23 protein-coding genes and 2 pseudogenes are annotated in these 22619 nt (G+C 60.9%); 20 read left to right on the top strand and 5 right to left on the bottom strand.

The window, feature by feature from the left end:
• The first annotated feature begins 2 nt into the window (after nt 1-2).
• The 5 genes and pseudogenes from RFM68_RS31420 to RFM68_RS31400 all read left to right on the top strand — a co-directional run bounded on the left by RFM68_RS31420 (nt 3) and on the right by RFM68_RS31400 (nt 4917).
• Nucleotides 3-1133 carry a CgeB family protein gene (locus tag RFM68_RS31420; RefSeq protein WP_320236851.1) on the top strand — a complete coding sequence of 377 codons (1131 nt, stop codon included), beginning with the start codon at nt 3-5 and terminating at the stop codon, nt 1131-1133.
• On the top strand, nt 1130-2224 hold the full coding sequence (locus tag RFM68_RS31415) for a CgeB family protein (protein WP_320236849.1): 1095 nt from the start codon (nt 1130-1132) through the stop codon (nt 2222-2224). The genes RFM68_RS31420 and RFM68_RS31415 overlap by 4 nt, the downstream gene beginning before the upstream one ends.
• Nucleotides 2221-3330 carry a CgeB family protein gene (locus RFM68_RS31410; RefSeq protein WP_320236848.1) on the top strand — a complete coding sequence of 370 codons (1110 nt, stop codon included), beginning with the start codon at nt 2221-2223 and terminating at the stop codon, nt 3328-3330. The genes RFM68_RS31415 and RFM68_RS31410 overlap by 4 nt, the downstream gene beginning before the upstream one ends.
• A gap of 23 nt (nt 3331-3353) precedes the next feature.
• Nucleotides 3354-4304, top strand: a pseudogene (locus tag RFM68_RS31405) (UDP-glucuronic acid decarboxylase family protein); the annotation flags it as partial.
• A 454-nt stretch (nt 4305-4758) separates the two neighbouring features.
• The gene (locus tag RFM68_RS31400; RefSeq protein ID WP_320236847.1) at nt 4759-4917 is read left to right on the top strand and encodes a DUF3309 domain-containing protein; all 159 of its coding nucleotides are present in this window, start codon (nt 4759-4761) and stop codon (nt 4915-4917) included.
• A gap of 66 nt (nt 4918-4983) precedes the next feature.
• Here the strand turns inward: RFM68_RS31400 and RFM68_RS31395 are convergent, their stop codons facing one another.
• Together RFM68_RS31395 and RFM68_RS31390 are read right to left on the bottom strand one after the other, a co-directional pair.
• Nucleotides 4984-5628, bottom strand: a complete 645-nt coding sequence (locus RFM68_RS31395; protein ID WP_320236846.1) for a cytochrome c oxidase assembly protein — start codon at nt 5626-5628, stop codon at nt 4984-4986.
• Between the two features lie 64 nt (nt 5629-5692).
• Nucleotides 5693-5839 (bottom strand): hypothetical protein, encoded by a 147-nt coding sequence (locus RFM68_RS31390; protein ID WP_320236845.1) that lies wholly within the window; start codon nt 5837-5839, stop codon nt 5693-5695.
• Between the two features lie 319 nt (nt 5840-6158).
• Between RFM68_RS31390 and RFM68_RS31385 the strand changes: the two genes are divergently transcribed.
• The 11 genes from RFM68_RS31385 (at nt 6159) to RFM68_RS31335 (ending at nt 15894) form a co-directional block, all read left to right on the top strand.
• Nucleotides 6159-7262: an inositol-3-phosphate synthase gene (locus RFM68_RS31385; RefSeq protein ID WP_320236844.1), complete on the top strand. Its 1104-nt coding sequence runs from the start codon at nt 6159-6161 to the stop codon at nt 7260-7262.
• Entirely contained in the window at nt 7259-7855 is a 597-nt protein-coding gene (locus RFM68_RS31380) for a histidine phosphatase family protein (protein ID WP_320236843.1), read from the top strand. Before RFM68_RS31385 ends, RFM68_RS31380 begins: the two co-directional genes overlap by 4 nt.
• Before the next feature lie 13 nt (nt 7856-7868).
• Complete coding sequence (locus RFM68_RS31375; RefSeq protein ID WP_320236842.1) at nt 7869-8969, top strand: CgeB family protein; 1101 nt, start codon at nt 7869-7871, stop codon at nt 8967-8969.
• Nucleotides 8969-9766, top strand: coding sequence for a sugar phosphate nucleotidyltransferase (locus RFM68_RS31370; protein WP_320236841.1), 798 nt, complete (start codon nt 8969-8971; stop codon nt 9764-9766). Before RFM68_RS31375 ends, RFM68_RS31370 begins: the two co-directional genes overlap by 1 nt.
• Before the next feature lie 2 nt (nt 9767-9768).
• On the top strand, nt 9769-10530 hold the full coding sequence (locus RFM68_RS31365; protein ID WP_320236840.1) for a TIGR04290 family methyltransferase: 762 nt from the start codon (nt 9769-9771) through the stop codon (nt 10528-10530).
• Nucleotides 10523-11455 (top strand): beta-xylosidase, encoded by a 933-nt coding sequence (locus RFM68_RS31360; protein WP_320236862.1) that lies wholly within the window; start codon nt 10523-10525, stop codon nt 11453-11455. The genes RFM68_RS31365 and RFM68_RS31360 overlap by 8 nt, the downstream gene beginning before the upstream one ends.
• Before the next feature lie 7 nt (nt 11456-11462).
• Nucleotides 11463-12308: a PIG-L deacetylase family protein gene (locus RFM68_RS31355; RefSeq protein WP_320236839.1), complete on the top strand. Its 846-nt coding sequence runs from the start codon at nt 11463-11465 to the stop codon at nt 12306-12308.
• Nucleotides 12305-13369 carry a glycosyltransferase gene (locus tag RFM68_RS31350; protein WP_320236838.1) on the top strand — a complete coding sequence of 355 codons (1065 nt, stop codon included), beginning with the start codon at nt 12305-12307 and terminating at the stop codon, nt 13367-13369. Before RFM68_RS31355 ends, RFM68_RS31350 begins: the two co-directional genes overlap by 4 nt.
• Entirely contained in the window at nt 13366-14355 is a 990-nt protein-coding gene (locus tag RFM68_RS31345) for a GNAT family N-acetyltransferase (protein WP_320236837.1), read from the top strand. Before RFM68_RS31350 ends, RFM68_RS31345 begins: the two co-directional genes overlap by 4 nt.
• 50 nt (nt 14356-14405) lie before the next feature.
• On the top strand, nt 14406-15260 hold the full coding sequence (locus RFM68_RS31340) for a class I SAM-dependent methyltransferase (RefSeq protein ID WP_320236836.1): 855 nt from the start codon (nt 14406-14408) through the stop codon (nt 15258-15260).
• 463 nt (nt 15261-15723) lie between these two features.
• The gene (locus RFM68_RS31335; RefSeq protein ID WP_320236835.1) at nt 15724-15894 is read left to right on the top strand and encodes a hypothetical protein; all 171 of its coding nucleotides are present in this window, start codon (nt 15724-15726) and stop codon (nt 15892-15894) included.
• A 9-nt stretch (nt 15895-15903) separates the two neighbouring features.
• On the opposite strand, the gene RFM68_RS31330 is transcribed toward RFM68_RS31335, so the two are convergent.
• Nucleotides 15904-16488 (bottom strand): sigma-70 family RNA polymerase sigma factor, encoded by a 585-nt coding sequence (locus tag RFM68_RS31330; RefSeq protein ID WP_320236834.1) that lies wholly within the window; start codon nt 16486-16488, stop codon nt 15904-15906.
• Nucleotides 16489-16769: 281 nt separating this feature from the next.
• Between RFM68_RS31330 and RFM68_RS33555 the strand changes: the two are divergent.
• A pseudogene (locus RFM68_RS33555) lies at nt 16770-16916 on the top strand (CBS domain-containing protein); the annotation flags it as partial.
• A 318-nt stretch (nt 16917-17234) separates the two neighbouring features.
• Entirely contained in the window at nt 17235-17438 is a 204-nt protein-coding gene (locus tag RFM68_RS31325) for a CsbD family protein (RefSeq protein ID WP_320236861.1), read from the top strand.
• Nucleotides 17439-18122: 684 nt separating this feature from the next.
• On the opposite strand, the gene RFM68_RS31320 is transcribed toward RFM68_RS31325, so the two are convergent.
• Entirely contained in the window at nt 18123-19031 is a 909-nt protein-coding gene (locus RFM68_RS31320) for a hypothetical protein (RefSeq protein ID WP_320236833.1), read from the bottom strand.
• Nucleotides 19032-19931: 900 nt separating this feature from the next.
• Nucleotides 19932-20915, bottom strand: a complete 984-nt coding sequence (locus tag RFM68_RS31315) for an SDR family oxidoreductase (RefSeq protein ID WP_320236860.1) — start codon at nt 20913-20915, stop codon at nt 19932-19934.
• A gap of 573 nt (nt 20916-21488) precedes the next feature.
• On the opposite strand from RFM68_RS31315, the gene RFM68_RS31310 reads away from it, so the two are divergent.
• Together RFM68_RS31310 and RFM68_RS31305 are read left to right on the top strand one after the other, a co-directional pair.
• Entirely contained in the window at nt 21489-21785 is a 297-nt protein-coding gene (locus tag RFM68_RS31310; protein ID WP_320236832.1) for a DUF982 domain-containing protein, read from the top strand.
• A gap of 116 nt (nt 21786-21901) precedes the next feature.
• Complete coding sequence (locus RFM68_RS31305) at nt 21902-22423, top strand: YciE/YciF ferroxidase family protein (protein WP_320236831.1); 522 nt, start codon at nt 21902-21904, stop codon at nt 22421-22423.
• Nucleotides 22424-22619 lie beyond the last annotated feature (196 nt).

Raw genomic sequence — 22619 nt, 5'->3', positions numbered from 1 at the left:
CGATGCGTTTCGTATTCTACACTCATTCAATCGTTTCCGACTGGAATCACGGTAACGCGCATTTCCAGCGCGGCATCATGCGCGAGCTCGTCGCGCGCGGTCATCGCGCGCTCGCGCTCGAACCCGCGGACGGTTGGAGCCGTTCGCATCTGCTGACCGAGCAAGGCCCTTTCGCCATCGAACGTTTCCGGAAGGATTTCCCCGAGCTGGTGCCGGTGACATATGATGCTTCTTTCGATCATGAGGCATGGATTGCCGACGCTGATGTCGTGATCGTTCACGAATGGACCGATCCGGACCTCGTCGCCCGCATCGGGCGGGCCAAGGTCAATGGTGGCAATTTCACGCTTCTGTTTCACGACACGCACCATCGCGCCGTATCGGCGGCAGAGTCGATCTCGGCCCTCCGCCTGGAGCCTTTTGATGGTGTTCTAGTCTTCGGCGAGGCGTTGCGGGAGAGCTATCTGCGCGCCGGCTGGGGCAAACGGGCTTTTACCTGGCACGAGGCAGCCGACGATCGTTTGTTCCGGCCGCACCCCGATATCGAGGCCTTGTCGGATCTGGTCTGGATCGGCAACTGGGGCGATGACGAACGCAGCGCCGAGATCCAGCAGTTCCTGGTCGAGCCGGCACGCGAGCTCGGCCTATCGGGAACCGTTCACGGCGTACGCTATCCAGCGGAAGCACGGGCCGCACTCGCCGAGGCGGGGCTGCGTCACGAGGGCTGGATAGCCAATGCCGACGTCCCAAAAACGTTCGCGGAGCATCGCGTCACAGTCCACATTCCGCGCCGGCCTTATCGGGAGCACCTGCCCGGCATTCCTACGATCCGCATGTTCGAGGCATTGGCCTGCGGCATTCCTCTTGTCTCGGCTCCCTGGTCTGACGTGGAAGGGTTGTTCCGTCCGGGCAAGGATTTTCTGTTCGCCCGCGATGGAGCCGAGATGCGGCAGCACCTGAGCGATGCACTGCATGACGCGGCGCTTGCAAAGGCGCTTGCGGCGGCCGGGCTGGAATCCATTCTCGCGCGGCACACATGCCGGCACCGCGCGGATGAGTTGTTCAACATACTTACCGCATGCGGCAATCTGCGTGCGATCGACGGGACGCCAGCAAGGGAGGCCGCTGCATGAAAATCGCCTTTTACGGATCCAGCCTACTGTCGTCCTACTGGAACGGTGCGGCTACCTACTATCGGGGCCTGCTGAAGGCACTTTCCCGACGCGGTTACCACATCGTCTTCTATGAACCGGATGCCTTCGACCGGCAGAAGCACCGCGACATCGAGGCTCCCGATTGGTGCAATGTCGTCGTCTATGAGGCGACGCCGGACGCCCTGATGCAGGCCGCTTCCCACGCCGCGCAGGCTGACATCGTCGTCAAGGCAAGTGGTGTCGGCTTCGAAGACGACGCCTTGTTGCGCGCCGTGCTCGACCACGCCCGCGCTGGCGCGCTGACGGTGTTCTGGGATGTCGACGCTCCCGCGACCCTCAGCGACTTGCGGAACAATCCCGACCATCCCACCCACGAAGCGCTGAAAAGGATCGGCCTCGTTCTGACCTATGGCGGCGGCGATCCCGTGGTGCGGGATTATCGCACGCTTGGGGCGGCCGAATGCATGCCGATCTACAACGCGCTCGACCCCGAAACGCATCACCCTGTCGCGCTGGAACCCCGCTTTGCCTGCGACCTCGCCTTTCTTGGCAATCGCCTGCCGGATCGCGAGGCGCGGGTGGACTCCTACTTCCTTGAGCCCGCTCGTTTGCTAGCCGACCAGCGCTTCCTGCTCGGCGGGTCGGGTTGGGCTGACAAGCTGCTGCCTGAGAACGTCTCCTGGCTCGGCCATGTCGGAACACGCGATCACAATGCTTTCAATGTCACGCCAAAGGCAGTGCTGAACATCAGCCGAGACAGCATGGCCAGCAACGGCTTTTCGCCCGCAACGCGGGTATTTGAGGCTGCTGGCGCCGGTGCATGCATTGTCACCGACCCCTGGGCCGGCATCGAGATGTTTCTGACGCCCGGCGAGGAAATCCTGGTCGCGCGAGACGGCGCCGACGTCGCCGATATCATGCGCACGCTTGAGCCGCGGCGAGCGAAAGCGATCGGCGCGGCGGCGCGGCGGCGCGTTCTCGCCGAGCATACCTATACGCTGAGAGCCGAACTGGTTGATGCAATCTTCAAGGCGCATTTCGAGCGCCTGACCGTGGAGGCAGCGGAATGACGAAAGCGCTCGACATCGTGTTCCTAGGTCTTTCGCTGTCATCTTCCTGGGGCAACGGCCATGCGACAACCTTTCGGGGCCTATTGCGGGCGCTCAACAAGCTCGGCTATCGCATCACATTTCTCGAACGCGACGCGCCCTGGTACGCGCTGCACCGGGATCTGCGCGATCCCGATTTCTGCGAGTTGCTCTATTACCAGTCGGTCGACGAGCTCCGCCGTAATCATCAACAAAAGATTCATCAGGCCGACGTCGTCGTCGTCGGCTCCTTCGTACCCGAAGGCAGGGCTATCATCGACACCATCGCGTCGCTCTGCACCGGGCAATTCTGCTTCTATGACATCGATACGCCGGTGACGCTGGCAAGGGTTGCCCAAGATGATTGCGACTATCTGGCCCGCCGGCAGATTCCCTATTTCGATGTCTATTTCTCGTTTACGGGCGGACCGACTCTCGAACGCCTGAAATCTGAATTCGGTGCGCGCCGGGCGGAGCCGCTCTATTGCTCCGTCGACCCCGAGCGGCACCACCGAGACGGAAATACGATCGAGTGGGATCTAGGCTATCTCGGCACCTACAGCCCGGACCGGCAGCGGAGCCTGGAAACGCTTCTGCTTGAGCCCGCGCGTCGGCTCCCGGATCGGCGCTTCGTCGTCGCCGGCTCGCAATATCCGCTCGATATCACTTGGCCCAACAATGTAGCGCGAATCGAGCACCTGCCGCCTGCCGACCATGCCGGCTTTTACAGCCGCCAGCGCTTCACATTGAACGTGACACGTACTTCGATGATCGCGGCCGGATGGTCGCCCAGCGTGCGGCTTTTCGAAGCTGCGGCGTGCAAGACGCCGATCATCAGCGATCGCTGGCCCGGCCTCGATAGTTTGTTCCCGGCCTCGGCGATACAGACGGCCGGCAGCGCCGACGACGTGACGAGAATCCTTCTCGGGCAGTCGGACCGCGCCAGGCTCAGCATGGCCAGGCAGGCTTATTCGCTGGTTCTGGCAAGACACACCGGAGCCGCTCGGGCATATGAGTTCACGTCCGTGCTGACGCAGGCAAGACAGATAAATCCGGCGCTCGCTCTGGATGTCGAAAGTGCAGCATGACAGGCAGACAGGAGAACATAGAGATGCGGCGTTCAAGAAAGGCCCAACAGACACGGACGGCGCTTGTCGCCGGCGGTGCCGGTTTCCTCGGTTCGCACCTATGCGAGGCCCTGTTTGGCGCCGGCTATCGCGTCATCTGTATCGACAATTTTCTCACCGGCCGAATGGAGAACATCACATCGCTTATCGATCAATCGCGCTTCCGGCTGATCGAGCAGGATATCTGCAGCCCGATCGAGCTCGGCGAGCCGGTCGACCGTGTTTTCAACCTGGCATGCGCGGCGTCGCCGCCCCGCTACCAAGCCGATCCCGTTCACACCACGCGCACTTGCGTCATCGGAACGCTCAATCTGCTCGATCTTGCTGTCCGCGACGGCGCACGATTCCTGCAGGCCTCGACGAGCGAAGTCTATGGTGATCCCGAACAGCATCCGCAGCGCGAGGACTATCTCGGCCATGTGAACTGCACCGGTCCGCGCGCCTGCTATGATGAAGGCAAGCGCACTGCGGAGACGCTCTGCTTTGATTACCTCCGAGCCGACAGGGCCGACGTCCGTGTCGCCCGCATCTTCAACACTTACGGCCCGAGGATGGACCCAGCCGACGGCCGTATCGTCTCGAATCTGGTCATGCAGGCACTTCAAAATCGGCCGCTGACGATATTCGGCGACGGCCGACAAACGCGATCCTTCTGTTACGTCACTGACCTGGTCGAAGGCCTGTTGCGACTTATGGACATCGGGCCCAATCCGCGCCAGCCGATCAATCTCGGCAATCCCGGAGAATTCACCATCCTCGAATTGGCCGGCATGGCGAGGGAACTGACAGGTACCAGGTCGACCGTGAAATTCCTGACTTTGCCGCAGGACGATCCTCGCCGCCGACGTCCCGACATATCTCGTGCGAGGGCCCTGCTTGGCTGGTCGCCCAAGGTGCCCCTCCGGCAGGGATTGCTGCGGACCGTCGCTTACTTTGCCAATCTTGACGACAGCGCGACGGTGCAGCCGGTAGCCGCGATCGGGTCGGGAGCAGGCGAATCTGAAATCGATGGCCTTGGGAAATCCGATGCTTCGCGCGTTCGTTTCGCCGAGGCGGAACATCCGACCGAGATCCTGGTTGGGTCCGATAACCGCCACGGAGGACGCAGTCGTGCAGTCGAAGCAACCAGCCAAGGACATCGAGCAGATAGCGGCCGAGGAAACCGCCGCCTTTCTGCGGCGGGCATCCATCACCTATCTCGAATGCTGCGTGAGCTTGATGATGACGCATCTTCAACGCGAAGAAGTCGTCAGCATCCTCGAGCAGGAAGCTGACATGCTGCGCAGGCTGGACTAAGCCCCTGATGCTCAATGAAATGGCGCACAAGCCTGCGCATGAGCAACTCAGTCGCGGGCTCGAGCACTACCTCATCAGTGAAGGGGAACCGACATGAGCCTCGGCACAATCATCATTATTATTCTGGTCCTGTTGCTGATTGGCGCGATCCCGGCCTGGCCATATTCGAAGGGTTGGGGCTATGGTCCTTCAGGCCTGCTCGGCGTCATAGTCGTCATCCTCGTGATCATGGCACTCATGGGTCGACTTTGAGCCTCGATGACCCATGCCGGACGTGCGCGATAATTAATCTCTGGACTGCGTAGGCCAGGTTCAGCATCATTTTCGAACGGAATTCGCGCTGCCGCCGGTCTTCGTCTGTACGAGCGATCCGCTTCCGATCCCAAGCGCAGCCAGGACCAACGCGGCCGCCAAATAGACAGTGCTGACGCCCATCCACATGATCAAGCCCCCAAGCTGCTGGTCTTCGAGCGCCGTCAAGCTCCATTGCGACGCGGCCGAGGCGTTTGCGACGAAGATCTTGTTTTTTGACAGGTCCAGAACCGCGCCGAGCAGGCCGCAGTGCATGGAGGTGAAGCACAGATAAAGCACCGATGTGCCATGACCTTTGCGGCGTGCGCGGCCGTTGAGCAAGGCCCACCAGAAGAGCAGCGCGCTTGCGAGGAAGCTGAAATGCTGCAGCCAGTGCACCGGCTCGCTTGCAAGTGCGGCATTGAACAGGACTGGAACATGCCATAGCCAGATGGCGAGGCCGTGCAGGATCGTCGCGGAGGCGGGCTCTGTCAGGCTCCGCCATGTCATTCGCACGAACGGCCGTCGCACCGCGGTTGCGAGGTGCCGCCGTGTGGTGGGCTGAACCGCGCACATCATCGCGCCGAGCGGTCTCGACAGCACAAGTAAAGGAGCGGCGGCGATCATCAGCACCTCGTGCTTGGGCGAGGTTCCATGCCCTTTGCCGGTCATCGTAAAGAGCCTGGATCGGGACGAGTGGCCGCGTTGCGCCTTTCCGAAAAAGGGAAATCGAATGTCAGATCTTCGTGCCGAGCAAATTGAGGGCCGGCTGAGCGCAATGCGCGTAGTCGTCACCTTGCTGCTCACTGAAGCCGCCCGAATTTCCACCAATCCCGAACACCTGTTTGAGAAAATCGAAAACGAGTTGCAGGTTTAAAATCATCAGGAAGATCCTGGTGCACTTCCTTCCAAGGCGTTTGCGGTCGAAGCCGCCTTGACTGGCGAGCTAAAGGTGATCGCCGACAGAGCGAGAGGTCAGTTGAAGCCAGAATAGCGCTAGCTTTTCATCGGGCGTGATGCTGGCCGGGAGAAAGATTTGACCGTCGATAGCGCGTTGCGATGCTTGGCCATCCTGGAGCATGGGCGAAGCAGACCGTCTTGAGCGATCCGGCTTCGCAATTTTCTGTGTTGCTGGGAACATTCCGTGCTGCTCCCGGTTCGGCAGCGAGGAACTTACCTCCAACTGCAGAGGCGGCGCTCTCGTGACATCGAAAAAGGTTCGCATCGGCATCGTCGGCGTTGGCAATTGCGCATCCTCCCTTGTGCAAGGCCTCACCTACTATCGCCAGGCAAAAGGCAATGAGCCTATCCCGGGGCTGATGCATGCCGATCTCGGCGGCTATCATGTCGACGACATCGAGGTTGTCTGCGCCTTCGACGTTGCCAAGGGCAAGGTCGGGCGCGACGTGGCCGAAGCAATCTACAGCACGCCGAACAATACCTTCCGTTTTGCCGATGTGGCGCCGATTGGCGTCCGCGTGGAACGGGGGCCGACGCTCGATGGAATCGGCAAATACCTGCGCGACGAAATCGAGGAAGCGGAGGAGCCGGTCGCCGATGTGACCGCAAGCCTTCGGAAAAGGGGAGCCGAGGTCCTGGTATCCTATCTGCCGGTCGGATCGGAAGCGGCCGCCCGCTTCTATGCCGAATGCGCATTGGCAGCCGGATGTGCTTTGGTCAACTGCATACCGGTCTTCATTGCTTCACGGCCGGAATGGTGTCGGCGTTTCGAAGAGCGCGGCCTGCCCCTGGTCGGCGACGACATCAAGAGTCAGGTGGGCGCCACCATCATCCACCGGCTGCTCGCCACTCTTTTCCGGGAGCGCGGGGTACGCATCGACCGCACCTACCAGCTCAACTTCGGAGGCAACACGGACTTCCTAAACATGCTGGAGCGGGAGCGGCTGGAATCGAAAAAAATCTCCAAGACGCAATCGGTCACCAGCCAGATCGACGTTCCGCTCGAACCCGGCAACATCCATGTCGGGCCCAGCGACCATGTGCCTTGGCTCACCGACCGCAAATGGGCCTATATCCGTGTCGAAGGCACGACCTTTGGCGGCGTGCCGCTGAATGCCGAGCTCAAGCTGGAAGTCTGGGATTCGCCCAATTCCGCCGGCGTGGTGATCGATGCCGTGCGATGCGCCAAGCTTGCCCTCGACCGCGGCATTGCGGGGGCGCTTACCGGGCCTTGCAGTTATTTCATGAAATCGCCACCAGAGCAGTTCACCGACGCCGAAGCCCGCCTGCGGACGCTCGCCTTCATCGCCGGCAGGGACGAGCCGATGCTCGATGCAGCGGAATGACCACAACCTTTTTCCTCGTGCGGCATGCGGTGCATGACGATGTCGGCCGCTGTCTGGCTGGCCGCCTGGACGATATCAACCTCGGTCGAGCCGGCCAGGCACAGGCGCAGCATCTGGCTCGCCGCATGGCGAGGGAAATGCTTGCCGCCATCTTTAGCAGCCCACGCAAGCGCACGCTTGAAACCGCGAAACCTATCGCCACCGCCTGCGGCATCGAGCGGATCTCGATCCGCCAGGAATTGGACGAAATCGACTTCGGCGCATGGTCCGGCAAGACTTTCGAAGAGCTGAATGGTGATGCTGCCTGGCGGATGTGGAACGATCGGCGACAGAACGCCCGCACGCCGAGCGGCGAGACGATGCAGGGTACGCAGCATCGGGTTATCGGCCTGATGGATGCGCTGCGTCAACAAAACCCAAGCCGATGCGTCGCGTTGATCAGCCACGCGGACGTCATCAAGGCTGCAGTGTGCAAGGTCCTTGGCCTTCAGCTCGGCGACTGTTTCCGTTTCGACATTGAGCCCGCCTCGGTCACCACCATTGTCCATGGCGACTGGGGCTCAAAGCTCATTCGCCTGAACGAAGTCGCCTGACGGGAGCTGCCCGATGCGCATGGTGATCTTCGGTCTCACTGTCACTTCCTCCTGGGGAAACGGGCACGCCACGCTCTGGCGCGGGCTGATACGCGCGCTGGCGCCACTCGGCTGGCGTATCAGCTTCTTCGAGCGCGACACGCCCTATTACGCCGGCGCAAGGGATCTCAGCCATCTCGATGGCGGCGACGTGGTGCTGTATCCCAGCTGGGGAGAAATTGCCAAGATTGCGGAAGTCGCGGTCCGGCAAGCGGATGCTGTCATTGTCACCTCATACTGCCCGGATGCCATTGAAGCGTCGCGACTCGCCCAGGACGGATGTCGTGGGCTGAAGGTCTTCTATGATCTTGATACCGCGGTGACGCTCGCGCGCATGGAGCAAGGCAACAGACCGCCCTATTTCGGTCCCGAAGGCCTTCGCGATTTCGATCTCGTGCTGAGCTACACCGGTGGCCCGGCTCTCGATGCACTAAAGACGATGCTGGACGCGCGTCTCGTTGTGCCGCTCTATGGTCATGTGGATCCCGAGCGCCATCGGCCGGCACCATCCAGGGGCGAGTTTGCCGGCGATGTGTCTTACCTCGGGACCTATGCCGAGGATCGCCAGGCGGGTGTCGAGAAGTTGCTGGTCGCGCCGGCCGTCCAGATGCCCGACCGCCGCTTCATCATAGGCGGTGCGCAGTATCCGCAGGATTTTCCCTGGAGCGACAACATCTTCTTCGTAAGGCATCTGCCACCTGCCGACCACCCGGCCTTTTTCTGCTCGTCACGCCTAACCCTGAACGTCACCCGCGAGGCGATGGCGCGCAATGGTTGGTGCCCCTCGGGTCGACTGTTTGAAGCGGCAGCCTGCGGCGCCGCGATCATTTCCGATGATTGGCCGGGCCTGGACAGTTTCTTGGAGCCCGGCAACGAGATCCTGCTTGCACATTCCACTGACGATGTAGTCGCTGGGCTCGGTCTGTCGGACGGCGAACTCGAGGTGCTGCGCCGCAGAGCTCGCGAGCGCGTTCTCGACGAACACACATCCGCGCACCGGGCTGCGGAGCTGGATCGGATTTTGAATGGTGCGGCGGGCGCGCGAGCAAACGAACGGATGAAGGAAGCCGTCTGATGTTGGGTATCGTGCCTGCCGCAGGGCGCGGCAGCCGCATTCAACCGCTGGGTTTTTCCAAGGAGCTACTGCCGGTGGGCAGCCGGATGGACGGGCAAACCGAACGTCCCTGCGCGGTCAGCGAGTATCTTGTGCGCCGAATGGTTTATAACGGCGTCGACAGGATCTGTTTCATCATTGCCTCGGGCAAGTCGGATATCCTCGAATACTATGCCGCCGGTTATGAGGGCGCGGTCGCGGTCTTTGTGGCACAGCCCTCTCCGACCGGCCTTTGCGACGCGATCTTCCGCGCTGCCCCCCTCGTTGCGCCAGAAGAGACAGTGCTGATCGGTCTACCGGACACGATCTGGTTCCCCGAGGACGGTTTTTGCCATCTTCCAGATGATCGTCTTTCGTTCCTCCTTTTTCCCGTGGATCAGCCGGAGCTTTTCGACGCCGTAGTCGTCGATCTAGATGGCAGGGTACGGGAGATCCAAGTCAAGCAACGAAACGCAGCCTCCGAATGGATCTGGGGTGCTTTCAAAATGCCGGGCCGTACCTTTCACCGGCTCGCGGCGCTCTGGCGCGCGCGGGATGGCCGCGACGAGTATTTCGGAACGCTGATCAATGCGTACCTGGCCGTTGGGGGGCAAGCCTGGGGCATCAAGGCGGGCTCGGCGTATGTCGATGTCGGCACGTTCAACGGCTATCGGACGGCCCTCCGGCTGCTTGAAGGCGATAACACCCCCGAAGGGACGCCAATGCCCGCATCGGCGATCCGCTCGCAAGCCCCGTCCTTGCCACGCAATGGAGGCTGATCATGCTGCATTCCCCTGCGGAAATACGCCGCCGCATCGATGCGCTGGGGCCTTGGTTCCACAACATGGAACTGGCGGGCGTTCAGACGGCGCCCAATCATTTTCTCGGCAACTATCCCTTGATCAAATGGCGTAAATTCGCGGATTCGCTTCCAGCCGACCTTTCCGGCAAGTCCGTGCTCGATGTCGGCTGTAACGCCGGCTTCTATTCCATAGAAATGAAGCGGCGTGGCGCCGAGCGCGTACTCGGCATTGACTTTGATGCCGACTATCTGACGCAGGCGCGCTTTGCTGCCGAAATCGTGGGCTGCGACATCGAGTTCCGCAACCTGTCAGTCTACGACGTCGGCGCGCTCGGCGAGACCTTTGACATCGTGCTCTTCATGGGCGTGCTCTATCATCTGCGGCACCCGTTGCTGGCGCTTGACCTCATCCGCGAGCACGTCGCGCGGGATCTGATGATCTTCCAGTCGATGCAGCGCGGCAGCACCGAAGTGCTCGCAGTTGAGGAGAACTATCAATTCTGGACGCAAGATCTGTTCGATCGACCCGAGTTTCCAAAGCTGCATTTCATCGAGCACCGCTATGCCGACGACCCAACCAACTGGTGGATCCCGAACCGAAGCTGCATCGAGGCGATGCTGCGCAGTGCCGGTTTTGAGATCCTGCTTCGCCCAGAGGACGAAGTCTATTTCTGCCGCGCGTCCGGTGAGCCGACCGGTGAAAGCGCGGTCTACCCCTCGAAAGGACAAAATGATGATTGAAGCCGCGATGATCTGGAATGAGCCCAACAACAAGTCGCATTGGGATCCCGAGCTCGATCCGGATTGGAGCCGTTTCGCCCGCATGGCCATCTTGGCAGCCGACGCGATTGCCGCCGAAAATCCGGCAATCACTAGGGTCCTCGGCGGCATCTCGCCCATCGACGCGGGGTTCATATCGCTGATGAAGGGGTACGGCGTGCTGAACCAGGTGGATGCCGTCGCCGTGCACGGCTTCCCGCTCGACTGGAACCTTTGGCAGATGCACGAGTGGCCGCAGAAGCTCAACGAGATAGCGCAAGTCACGGATCTGCCGATTTGGGTTAGCGAAGCGGGCGTATCGAGTTTCGGAGCGGAGGAGGTCCAGGCCTGGGGCCTGCGGCGGACTGCGGAGCTTTTGCGTGGCAAAGCACCCCGCGTCCAATGGTATAGCCTTTATGATTTGCCTCACGCGTGGGGAGCAACCACGCGCCATCGAGAGGTGGAAGGCTCCTCTTATTACCGTCATTTCTACATGGGTTTGCTGCGCGAGGATGGCACGACCAAGCCAGCAATTAGGGAGTTCCTGCGCCACACTCCGGAAATGGGTCTCGTCCAATGGTTCCATTTCGAGGATCATCGGCTGGGCGACGCCGTGGCATGGATGAAGCGGCTGGGCGTCACCAATCTGCGAACGGGCCTTTCCTGGGCCGACAGTTTCCGGCCGAATGCTCTCGATTGGTTCGACCGCCAGATGGAAGCCCTTTCCGATTTCGACGTCACCGTCACCTTTTGCTTCACGCCCGAACACCGGGGCCTCCAGCCTCATCACACGAGCCCGCCACAGGCGCCCGAAGAATTCGCTGAATTCTGCGCGAGCATGCTGCGCCGCTACGCACCTGGCGTTAGCAGCACCGCAGTGCCGATGCGACGCGTCTCGGCCGCATGAGTTCACCATGCCATCCGCCGATTGGTCACCAAATCTGCTGGCACAATTCGCCGCACGGCTGACCGGCAACGACATCGATCGAGGTGCCGGTATAATGATCGTCGTGGCACACCCCGATGACGAAACAATTGGCATCGGCGGCCATCTTGCCGGGCTGCCTCAGTGCCGGATTGTGCATGTCACGGACGGAGCACCGCGCAATCTTGCCGACGCGCGAGTCCATGGCTTCGAGGTGCGCCAAGACTACGCACGTGCCCGCCGCATGGAATTGGAGGCCGCGTTGTCTGCGGCGGGCGTCTCCTGCGCCAACCTGACTGGCCTCGACTATCCTGACATGGAAGCGGTCATGCATCTCGTTCCAATCGCGCAGGAGCTGGCCTGTCTCTTTACCGCCGCGGGGACCTGCTTCGTCTGCACGCATCCTTTTGAAGGAGGGCACCCCGACCACGATGCCACGGCCTTCGCGGTTCATGCCGCATGCGATGTGCTGCGCCGCGACTTGTGCCCAGCACCAACTATCGTCGAAATGGCATTCTATGCCGCAGGGCCGGAGGGTCCGATCTTCCAGGATTTCGCCGATGGTCCGGGAGCGGATCGTATTGAGGTCTGCCTGACCGAATCGGCCTATCAGCTTAAGCAGACCATGTTGGCCAGTCACAAGACGCAGCGACAAACACTTGCACCGTTCTTCGGGTCGATCGAGCGGTTCCGTCTGGCGCCCGCCTATGACTTCCGCGCGCTGCCCAATAACGGGAGACTCTACTACCAATCGCTGCCGCTGGGATTCGAACCCTCGACGTGGCTACGAGCCGCAGCTATCGCGCATGAGGAGCTTCGGCTCGATCAGCCATGAGTTTAACCGTGCTCAACGTCGCCTATCCGCTTGCGCCTGTCGGGCTCGATGCGGTCGGCGGCGCCGAGCAGGTCCTGTCGATGCTGGATCGTGCGCTGGTGAGCCAGGGCCATCATTCCATCGTCGTCGCTTGCCAGGGTTCCAGCGCAGCTGGGACCTTGGTCGAGACGCCTGCCGAAACAGGCCCACTCGACGAGACAGCAAAGAGCCGTGCCCAGTGCGTGCATCGCGCCGCGATCGCTGCCGCCCGGGCGCGCTGGCCGATCGATGTCGTTCACCTGCACGGCATCGATTTCGATGCCTATCTCCCCAACGACGGCCCCACTCTCGTGACGCTGCACCTGCCGCTCGCCTGGTATGCGCCCGACGTGCTGACCCCTGCCCGTGAGGACCTGTGGCTGCACGCGGTTTCGGCGGCGCAGCAAGAGACCGCGCCGCCCGGATCCAGACTGATCGCGCCCATTCCAAATGGCGTCGATGTCGATGCCCTGCATGAGCAGCGGTCGCGGCGCAATTTCGCGCTCGTGCTGAGCCGGATATGCCCGGAAAAAGGCATCCATTTGGCGATTGAAGCCGCCAGGCGCGCTGCGGTACCCCTTGCGATCGGCGGACAACTCTATCCCTACCGGACACACGCCCAGTATTTCGCCGACGAGGTGAAACCTCGACTTGATAGGCGCCGCCGCTTCCTGGGACCGCTCGGTTTTTCTGCCAAGCGGCGGCTTCTCAATGCCGCCCGCTGCCTGGTCGTTCCGAGCCTTGCCGCGGAGACGAGCTCGCTTGTTGCCATGGAGGCGCTCGCCTGCGGCACGCCTGTCGTAGCCTTCCCGAATGGTGCCCTGCCTAACGTCGTTGAGCACGGCAAGACCGGCTTTCTGGTCAATGGCATCGACGAGATGGCGATAGCTATCAACGCTTCGGCCGACCTCGACAACGAAACGTGCCTGCGCGTAGCTCGAGATCGCTTCTCGCTCGATCGCATGATCTCGGCCTATTTGGATGCCTATCGGGCATTGGCCAAGCTCGGCGGTTCCCGCGCACGGCTGGAGGCCATTCGGTGAGCGCGCTTCATGCCGATATCATCCGGCACCACGGTGCGCTCGACGAACTCGAGCCGCATTGGTGGCCGCTGTGGCTGCAATGCAGCTGTGCCACGCCCTTCCAGTCGCCCGCCTGGCTCGTGCCGTGGTGGCGGACATTCGCGCCGGGTGATCTCTCGGCAATCGCCGTATGGAGTGGAAGTGAACTCGTTGGCCTGGCACCACTCTACCTCGAACGGAACGGCTCCAGTTCGCGCCTGCTTCCGATCGGGATATCGCTAAGCGACTACCTTGATGTTCTTTGCGCGCCCAAGTTCGAAGAAGCCGTAAGGACCTTGATTGCCGAAACTGTGCTTTCGCTCGAATGGTCGCAATGGATTCTGCCGGACCTTCCGACTGAGGCCGCATCCCTGAATCTTGTGCTGCCCAATACGGAAGAGAGCCTGTCTGCCACCCATGCCGCCTGCCCCGTGCTTGCTTTAGTTGGCGATGACGCGCTTACATGCTCGGTTCCCGCGCGCCGGAGACGCCAGTTACGTCGCGCTTTGAGAGCAGCGCAACGGAAAGGCCGGGTGACGATCAAGCGGGCGGATGCCGCTCCGCAGATGTTTCTCGGGCAGCTAATCCGTCTGCACAGCGCTCGGTGGGCCGGACAAGGGGACGGCGTGCTGACGGACAGCGCTATCCGATTTCATCGCGAGGCCTTGCCGCGCCTCGCCGCGAAGAATTTGGCCCGGTGTTGGGTGATCGAAATCGATGATGCTGTCGTCGGCACCTATTACGGTTTTCACCACCGCGACCGCGCTTATGCTTATCTCGGCGGCTTCGACCCCGCTTACGCAGACGAGAACCCCGGTACCATTCTGATAGGCGAAGCCATCGTGTCGGCCCATCAGGACGGCGCGAGAGAGTTCGACTTTCTGCGCGGCCGGGAAAGCTACAAATATGGCTGGGGAGCGGTCGACCGATGGACGGCGCAAAGGGTTTGGACTCGGAGTGCGCGGTGAGCGCGACAAACAAGGAAATTATGGTCGCCAGGCACGTTCTAAGGAAGTGCATGACAGAAGACCTGTCCCCCGAAGTCGCAGTCGCCAGATTGGCCGTCAAGACGGATACTCGTGCGGCAGTATTGGCGGAGGTCGCACTGGACATGCGTGTAAGCGCTGTCCGGCAGAGAAGCTGGCTCGAGGACATAGCCATGCTTCTTGCTCGCAACGTGGATGCCTTTAACGATCTCCGGTCAACGGCAGCTTCCGTGTGCCACGACCGCCCGAGTGGCGAAACGGGTGAGATGACGGTGCGCCGGCTGGCCAGTTGCTTTGACGAGGCTGTCGCCATCTCTCCGGCGGCCAGCGTTCAACTTTCCTCGCTTGGTGACGAGGAAAAGCTCTCGGCTACAACGACCGAGATCGCTGCTTGGCTGGAGCGACAAGGCTTTTCAGGTGGGGACAAGAGAATTCTCGATATCGGCTGCGGCATTGGCCGCTTCGAATGCGCCCTCCACACGAAGGCAAAGCATATTGTGGGCATCGATATTTCGACCAAGATGATCGCCGCCGCGCGTCGACGGTGCGCCGGGCTCAGCAACGTGGAGTTCCGCAAGACCTCCGGCCTCGACCTCGGCGAATTCGTCGACGCCGGTTTTGATGGCGTGTTGGCGGTAGACAGTTTCCCATACCTGGTACTCGCCGGCGTCGCCGAGCAGCACTTTATCGAAATGGCACGCGTGTTGCGGCCAGGAGGCATGGCGGCAATTCTCAACTATTCATACCGGATGTCGCCCGCCGCCGCTTCCTCCGATATCCGCCGGATCGTCCAAGCCTGCGCCATGGACATCGTCGTCGATAGCGAGATGCCTTTCCGTCATTGGGACGGCACCGCCTTTCTTATTCGTCGTACCGGTGGAACATAACGGTTGCACCGAAGTTCGGGCGCCAGACCACTTGTGCGGAAGCTGGCAGCTCCGGGAGAAGGAGAATGGCATCCGGCGGCAAGATGGGCCGCGGCGCTGAGGGCAAAGGCGCCGGGCCCGAGCGATGACGAAGGTTACGACATAGTTGGCGAAAATGACATCCTGTCGAAGCGGGACAAGAAACAGCACAGAAAGCAACGCGGCTTCGACAGCGATCGGATCCAGTCCGGTCAGTATCAGTACCATGCTGCAAACCGGCTCCCGAAGACCGAGCTTATGGTGGCCCTCTCAAGACTTGACAGGCGCGCTAACGGATCGGGTATTGGGCTAAGGCAGAAGGTTTTGCTCTGTCCACAATCTAGTGCGGAGACGAAGCCGATCGGCGGCCGGACGCGACTTGCAAACTTTGGCTGTCTATGGTCTCACTCAATTTCGATGGCACCCTATTTGCTATGAGAATGTCATGCCTCGTTCGAGCGATCTCGCCAATCAGGCAAGCCTGACCATAGACCAGGAGATTGCGTCGTTGTTGACCGCGATCGAGCAGGAGAAGGTTCCTGACCGCCTGATCAAGCTCGCGATTGAGCTGCAAAATGCGCTGATCCAAAAGCGTCGCTGCAAAACGCAGAACTGACGCAAGACTTCATCGATACCTGTCAGCACTTTTGCCCCAGTGATCTTCCAGAAGATGGTCGCGTCTTTCAACTAGCGCTTGGGATGAGCTTTCATCAAGAAATTCCAGAACGCTTCCACGCGCGCGGTTGAGACGGCTTTTGACGGTTCCGACCGCGCAATTGCATATCTGTGCTGTTTCTTCGTAGCTGACGCCCAAAACACCGATCAGCATCAATACTTCACGCTGATGTTCCGGAAGCTTCTGGATAGCCTGGTAGACTTCCTTGGCCCGAATGGACCAGTCCTGCGAGGCTTCCGAAACCGGCCGACTGGATGCACAGTCAAGCAACCCAGGCGCTTCTCTGGCTGCCGCCTTGACCCGTGTGTAATGCGTATTGCGCATGATGGTAAAAAGCCACGACTTCAAGCGAGTTCCCGGCTCGAACTTGTCCAAGTTCGCAAGTGCCTTGGTCAAAGTCTCTTGAACCAGATCATCGGCATCATCGGGCACACGGCAAAAGCTGCGCGCAAAAGCTCGCAAGGCGGGAATAAGATCCGCGACGGCGATTTCTCCCGGCTCGCAGTCAGGCGCGGCATGGCCTTTGGGAAACACGATTCGGACCCCTATGGCGACAGTTGACGGATAATGATCATGGAGAATGCGCGAAAAACAGGATCGTTCCTACCCGCAACGAACTTGCTTAAGAGTCACAACCGACGATCCATCTTGAGGCCCCACCAACCGAAACCAACTCGCGACGAAACCAGCCGAGGTTGCAAAAACCGCTGCCGTCATGAGGCCGTCAAAGATGTTCGTGTTCCGGCTTTTGCGCCCATAATCCTGAGGTCGTTTATCGTCACTTGCGCCCGGTTCGATTGAGAAAGGGATCGGCCATGGAAGTCGGCAGTTGCGTGACAGAGGACGTCACCGTCGCGAATCCCAAACAGTCAATCCGCGACCTCATGCGAATGATGAGCAAGCTCGACACAGGAGCGGTGGCTGTGGGTGAGAGCGTCCGGCTGGTCGGGATCATCACCCACCGCTGCATCGCCACCCGCGTGATAGCGTTGTGTGAAGGTCCCGATGCCAAAGCGCCGTCAGCCTCGGCGCGGAACAGCACCAGGCCTGAGCGGAATAGTGATGCCGGAGCAGCACGATTGTCAGCGCGTCGGCGGGCCAAAGGAGATGGCGATCAGGCTGATCACCAGCCGATGACGACTTGCCAATGGCCAAGAGAATGGAGCCTGGTGGCCGCCAACTCCGCTGCCTCTATAATTCGTGATAAAGGCGCTCTCTGCAGGAACCCTCGGACATCGCCGCCGTTTGTATCAAGTGTAAACCATAGAAGGCTTTGGACCATGGATTGGAATCGTGTCGAAGGGAATTGGAAGCAGGTCAAAGGCAAGGTCAAGGAGCAGTGGGGCAGACTCACCGACGATGACCTAGACCGCATCGCCGGCAAGCGCGACCAGCTCGAAGGCATAATCCAGGAACGTTATGGCATCGAGAAGGATCGTGTGCGCCGCGACGTCGACGACTGGGCGAACCGTCAAGGTTGGTAGACCGGGCCCTTGAATGAACGATGCCGCAGCCCCAGGGTGGCGTGCGGCATTGGCAACGCAGATATTACAAGTCGTCGAACAACGACGACGTTATTTAACTGACCTAAACGTTATTAACTGAACTAAACAATTCACCGCGAGGTGAACCGATGGCCAAGAAGAAATCGAGATCTGCCCTGTCGGCCATAGCGACAGCCTCTCGATCGGAAGCTTCCGAGGCGGCTTATTTCGCCCGGAAATGCGGCCTCACTCCGGACGAAGCGCTACGGCTAATGCGCAAAGCGCAGGAGACTTTGGGGCGCAAGGCTCCGGACGGCGGAAAGCGGAAGCACTAGGCGGAGAGCGCCGCGTGCAAAGCGCATGGCGACAAAACGGATTCAGGCGACACGCTTTGGCGCAGGCCCTCCCGGACGTAGTCAGCTATCCTCGCTTCATAGATTCCGCCGGCAAGCGTGATACGATACTCGGCTGCGAGAGCGCATCGAAAGGTTCGTCGCTGATCGCCTCCCTGCTCGGTGGCGCCGCCACCTCGGCCAATCGGCGTGTTCCGCCGCTCGAAAGATAGCGGAAGACCGGCACTGATCGTGCCTTGCGTCGAGGTTCGATTTGGAATTGCATTGGGCGAAGACCAGAGCGGCCCGACGCTTCGAGCCGCTCCGGACACCCAGGCTCCTGGCGTGGCTGTCAGCCGCGAACCAAATGCGCTTCGTCGTCATCGCGCTGCTTCCCGCCAAGCGTCGCCGCGACACTGGCGATGAAGGCGCCGACGATCATCGACAGGGCGCCGACCAGCGCAAAAGTGGCGCTTGCTTTCCTAGCCGTGTCGGCGGCTGCCTTCGCCTTGTTCTTGGCATCTTCCATGCCAGCGAGGACGGTGTCGACGCGCTTGGCTGCATCGGCCTGTGAAAGCCCGGTGCGCGACGCGACCAGCTTCGCAAGATAGCTCTTGTCGTCGGCCGACACCTCGCCTCTAGCGGCACCCACTACTAGGATGCGCGATGCCTGCGCGGTCGAACCGGCATCGTTCTGTCCAGCCGGAGCGACGGCTCCGGCATCAGCTGGACGGAACAGCGCATCGACGAAGTAGCCCAGGCTGTTGCTGTCAGCCGTGCCGCCCGCATTCGCGGCCGCAGATGTGGCTCCCGCCGCCGCAGCCGATGCGACGTTGGAAGTCGCCTGCACCCCCGCGCCAACCGCTGCGGATAGAGCGGAGCCAAGGACGCCGGCAACCAGCAGCGTTGCCAGCGCCCAGGCAAGGAAGCCATGTGCCGTATCGCGAAAATAGACTTCGTCATCATGGACGCCGACCCATTTTGTCCGAAGGCGGCCGGTCAGATAGCCACCGAGGCCGGCCGAGAGCCACTGTACGACGACCAACCAAACCGCGGCTGAGACCGCGAAAGTGGCAATCGACGCAGTTGCACCAGTCCAGGGTGAAACCATCGTCAGCCCAAGTCCGGAGCCGACCAGCATGAGAATGATCGTGAGCGTCGATGCAGCGAGAGCACCCGCGATGATCGGGCCCCAGCTTACGGCGGTTGATGAAGACTCCTTTGCGCCGGAAACGTCAACTTCAGTAATTGTGGAGTTCATCTGACGCTCCTACCGTGCGAACAGCATGAGCAGAATGATGATCGGAATTGGAACCCCGAGCAGCCAAAGCAATATACCGCGTCCCATAGCGACCTCCTATATTGTCGAGACGAAATACCAATCCGCCGAATTGGCTTTCGTTCCAAACGCCAGGTAAGGGAAGCGAAGAAGACCTGGAGCCGATTTACCTTGCCGATCCGGCGTACGCCTGACGGCGTTCTCCCGCTCCTGGCTTGGGAGCGCGGCCCATCGGATTTCGATTTACGGCCCCTCAAGTCGACGCCGCTGAGGGGCCAAACTGCAAAGCCGTGTATTAGTTCCACCTTAAAGATGATGGACTCAGGTTTGACGGACACCTGGAGCGGCGGCTCTTCGCTCACCGTCTATTTGGGACGGGGAGCCGCAGGCTCGGATGCTTGACGTCTTGCCACGCACTTGCCCACAATTGACGAGCGGCCCGGATGGGACAAGAGCTCGACTGCCGCTTCATTGGCCAGGGCATAACGCCGGAAAAGTCGCCCTGCTCTCTTTGGCACTAGGTCCGGCTGGCGCGGCTGGTCGGCGTCAACAAGGAGCCGGATTATTCCGAAACCTATTTCGATCTCTGCGGCGGCAGGGTCGCCCGGCTTGCCTGCAGGCATGCTGCTGCCAGTCGGCGGACAGTCGGAGGGGGCGCGCTGCGTTCTTGTCGTCGGCGGGCGGCGGCTTCGGCTCGCCGCTGCAGTGTTGAAGACTGCCGCACCTTTCCGCGTCTCACCATTGCGGGGGATGGCTGTCGACTCCGCTTCTCGTTCCTGCGGCTGCTAGCCTTTTCGGCTGATCAGCGCCTGCGCCGCCAGGCGTCAGGCCGGACACCAGGTACAGCGAGAAGCGCTGCTAGCTTATGACGTCCCCGCGTGGTCAATAGCCCCCGATGATCGGCAGGATCTCGCCGGTAATGTAGCTGGAGCATTGCGCCGAAGCGAGAAATACATAGGCCGGAGCGATCTCTTCGGGCTGAGCGGGCCGTTTCATCGGAGTCTGGGCACCGAACTGTGAAACGTCCTCCGCCTCCTTCTCGGATGGGTTGAGCGGCGTCCATACCGGCCCGGGCGCGACGGCATTGACCCGGATGCCCTTGCTGATGAGATTGCCCGAAAGTGCCCGCGTGAAGGCGTGGATTCCGCCCTTCGTCATCGAATAGTCGATAAGATCCTTGGAGCCTTCAATGCCGGTGACAGAACCGGTGTTGATGATCGCGGAGCCCGGCTTCATGTGCGGGACAGCCTCCTGCGCCATATGGAAATAGCCATAGAGATTGGTCTTCAGAGTGGTGTCGAAATGCTGCTCCGTAAGCTCGGCAAAATCGGATGAATGTACTTGGAAGGCGGCATTGTTGACGAGCACGTCGAGCCTGCCGAAGGCTCTCAACGTCTGTTCCACCGCCTTGTGGCAGAAGGTCCGCTTGGCAACGTCGCCGCGTATGGTGATGCAGCTCTTGCCTTCGGCCTCGACCGCTCGCTTTGTCGCCTTCGCGTCGCGGTCCTCGCTGAGGTAGACCAGGGCAACATTCGCCCCCTCCCGGGCGAACAGCACGGCCACAGAGCGGCCGATACCGGAGTCGCCGCCGGTAATCAACGCCACCTGGCCCTCCAATTTGTTCGATCCCTGCCAGAATGGCGCATCATAGAGCGGTGCCGGCTCGACCGCCCATTCCTCGCCGGGCTTCGGATGATGCTGCTTCGGGAACGGTGGCACCGGATATCTGCGCGCTCCAGCCTGCATCGCCCCCTGCGATTTCCCACTCGGCTTGGTATGATCGGCCGCGTCGACCTTACGCTGGACGCTGCGTTGCTTGCTTGCTGCCTGCTCGGAGGTCGAGTTGGTCCGTGTGGCGGGTTTCATCGGAGTTGCGGATTCAGTCATCTTGGCGGATTTCGTCGGCATCGGTTTCTCCTTCGCTTTCGAAAGACAACGCATGCGGACAGAAAAGGTTGGTGTCGCTCCGCAGGTGCTGGTTCGCGGTCGGCAGCATGCGAAAATCTCAGCACGCAGACTAAGCTTGAACGCAGCCGACTGCGATGGGTGCCCGCCGACCACTGTTTTGGAGGAAGGGGGCTCCGGGATGTCGAAATCTGGCGCCGTCCGTCAGCCGAATTGTCGCGCCGGCAAGTCGCCGTTCCGCCTGTTCCCAAAGCCGGTCCAGGCATTGGTCGCGAGGTCTGTTGAGTCCGTAACCACGGCGGTCAGCCGTCCCGCGTCGTTTACCCGGCCGGCGCAACAAGTAGCCCATTTTTTGGCCGCCGCTTGGTCGGCTGGATGCAACTACCCTGCAGCATTTTCGTTTATGCGATCTCAACTATGTGATGGCGTCATGAAATGCTTTCGGACCAATTATCGCTCGGCTGTGGCCCTGATCGCTGCCTTGCGTCGAGCCCGCCCGCTGCGTGCGCGAATGCTTAGGACGGCGAAAGAGCCTTGAGCAGATTCCTGCCGCTCACTGTCCATTTCGCCAATGGCGGTAAGATGGTGGTTTCATCGATCGCCGACGCCAAGAAGGCTCTTGGCGGGACATGGAAGAGCAAGGACTCAGCAGCCTATCTCAAAGCGGCCCGCCTAGTGGACGACGCGACCAAGGGGATTTGCCGCCCGGCAATCGCCTTTGCCGCCTTCAAGAAGGTAGCCACCGAGCAGGGTCTGCTTGAGCAAGCCGGGCCAAGCGCCGCACTCAGCATGTTCGACCAAATTACATCCGGTAAGGGCCCGCCGAAGTGATATCCGCCCGCACCTCGGCTCGTCCTGTCGACCGCGGTCACAAAATATTGCGCCGGGAACATCGGTTGGTCCTGCTGGTTTTGTTTTGTTCAAGGAATCGAACAAAGGAGACATTGATGGCGAAGAGAAGTTCGTCCGGCGCGGCGAACGGCCTGGAAAGCCTGTTCGTCGACGGCCTGAAAGACATCTACTATGCAGAGAAGAAGATCCTGAGGACGCTGCCGAAGATGGCCAACGCGGCGCAGTCGGAAGAAGTGAGTGCGGCCTTCGAAAAGCATCGTGACGAGACGGAAGGCCAGGTCGATCGGCTCGAGCAGGTTTTCGAAATGCTGGGCAAGCCGGCACGGGGCAAGACCTGTCCCGCGATCGACGGCATTATCGAAGAAGGTTCGGAAATCCTCGAGAAATACAAGGACGAGCCGGCCCTCGACGCCGGCCTTGTAGCGGCCGCCCAGTCGGTCGAACATTACGAGATGGCGCGCTACGGCACGCTGATCGTCTGGGCGGAGGAACTGGGGCTGAAAGACGCCCTGCCCTTGTTGCGCGAAACCCTCAAGGAGGAATCCGCTACCGACGAGACACTTACCAAGCTTGGCGAAAGCGGTGCAAACAAGCGGGCCATGCAGTCGGCCGCGTAAGGCGCCCGATACACGCTCGGTTTGCTTGGCAAGGTCCAGCTTGGCGATGCGGCTCCGGTCTGCCGGCCGGGGTCGCGATCGTTCGGTGGGCACTCATCAAAATATGAGAGACGACAATCGACGTGTCGTTATTACCTTCCCCGAGAAACTCTTCATCCCTTTTTAAACAGAGTGGGCACTTGCGGCGTCGCCTTGG

The organism is Mesorhizobium montanum, assembly GCF_033977145.1.
Lineage (GTDB): Bacteria > Pseudomonadota > Alphaproteobacteria > Rhizobiales > Rhizobiaceae > Mesorhizobium > Mesorhizobium montanum.
This window is presented reverse-complemented; position numbering and strand designations above follow the sequence as displayed.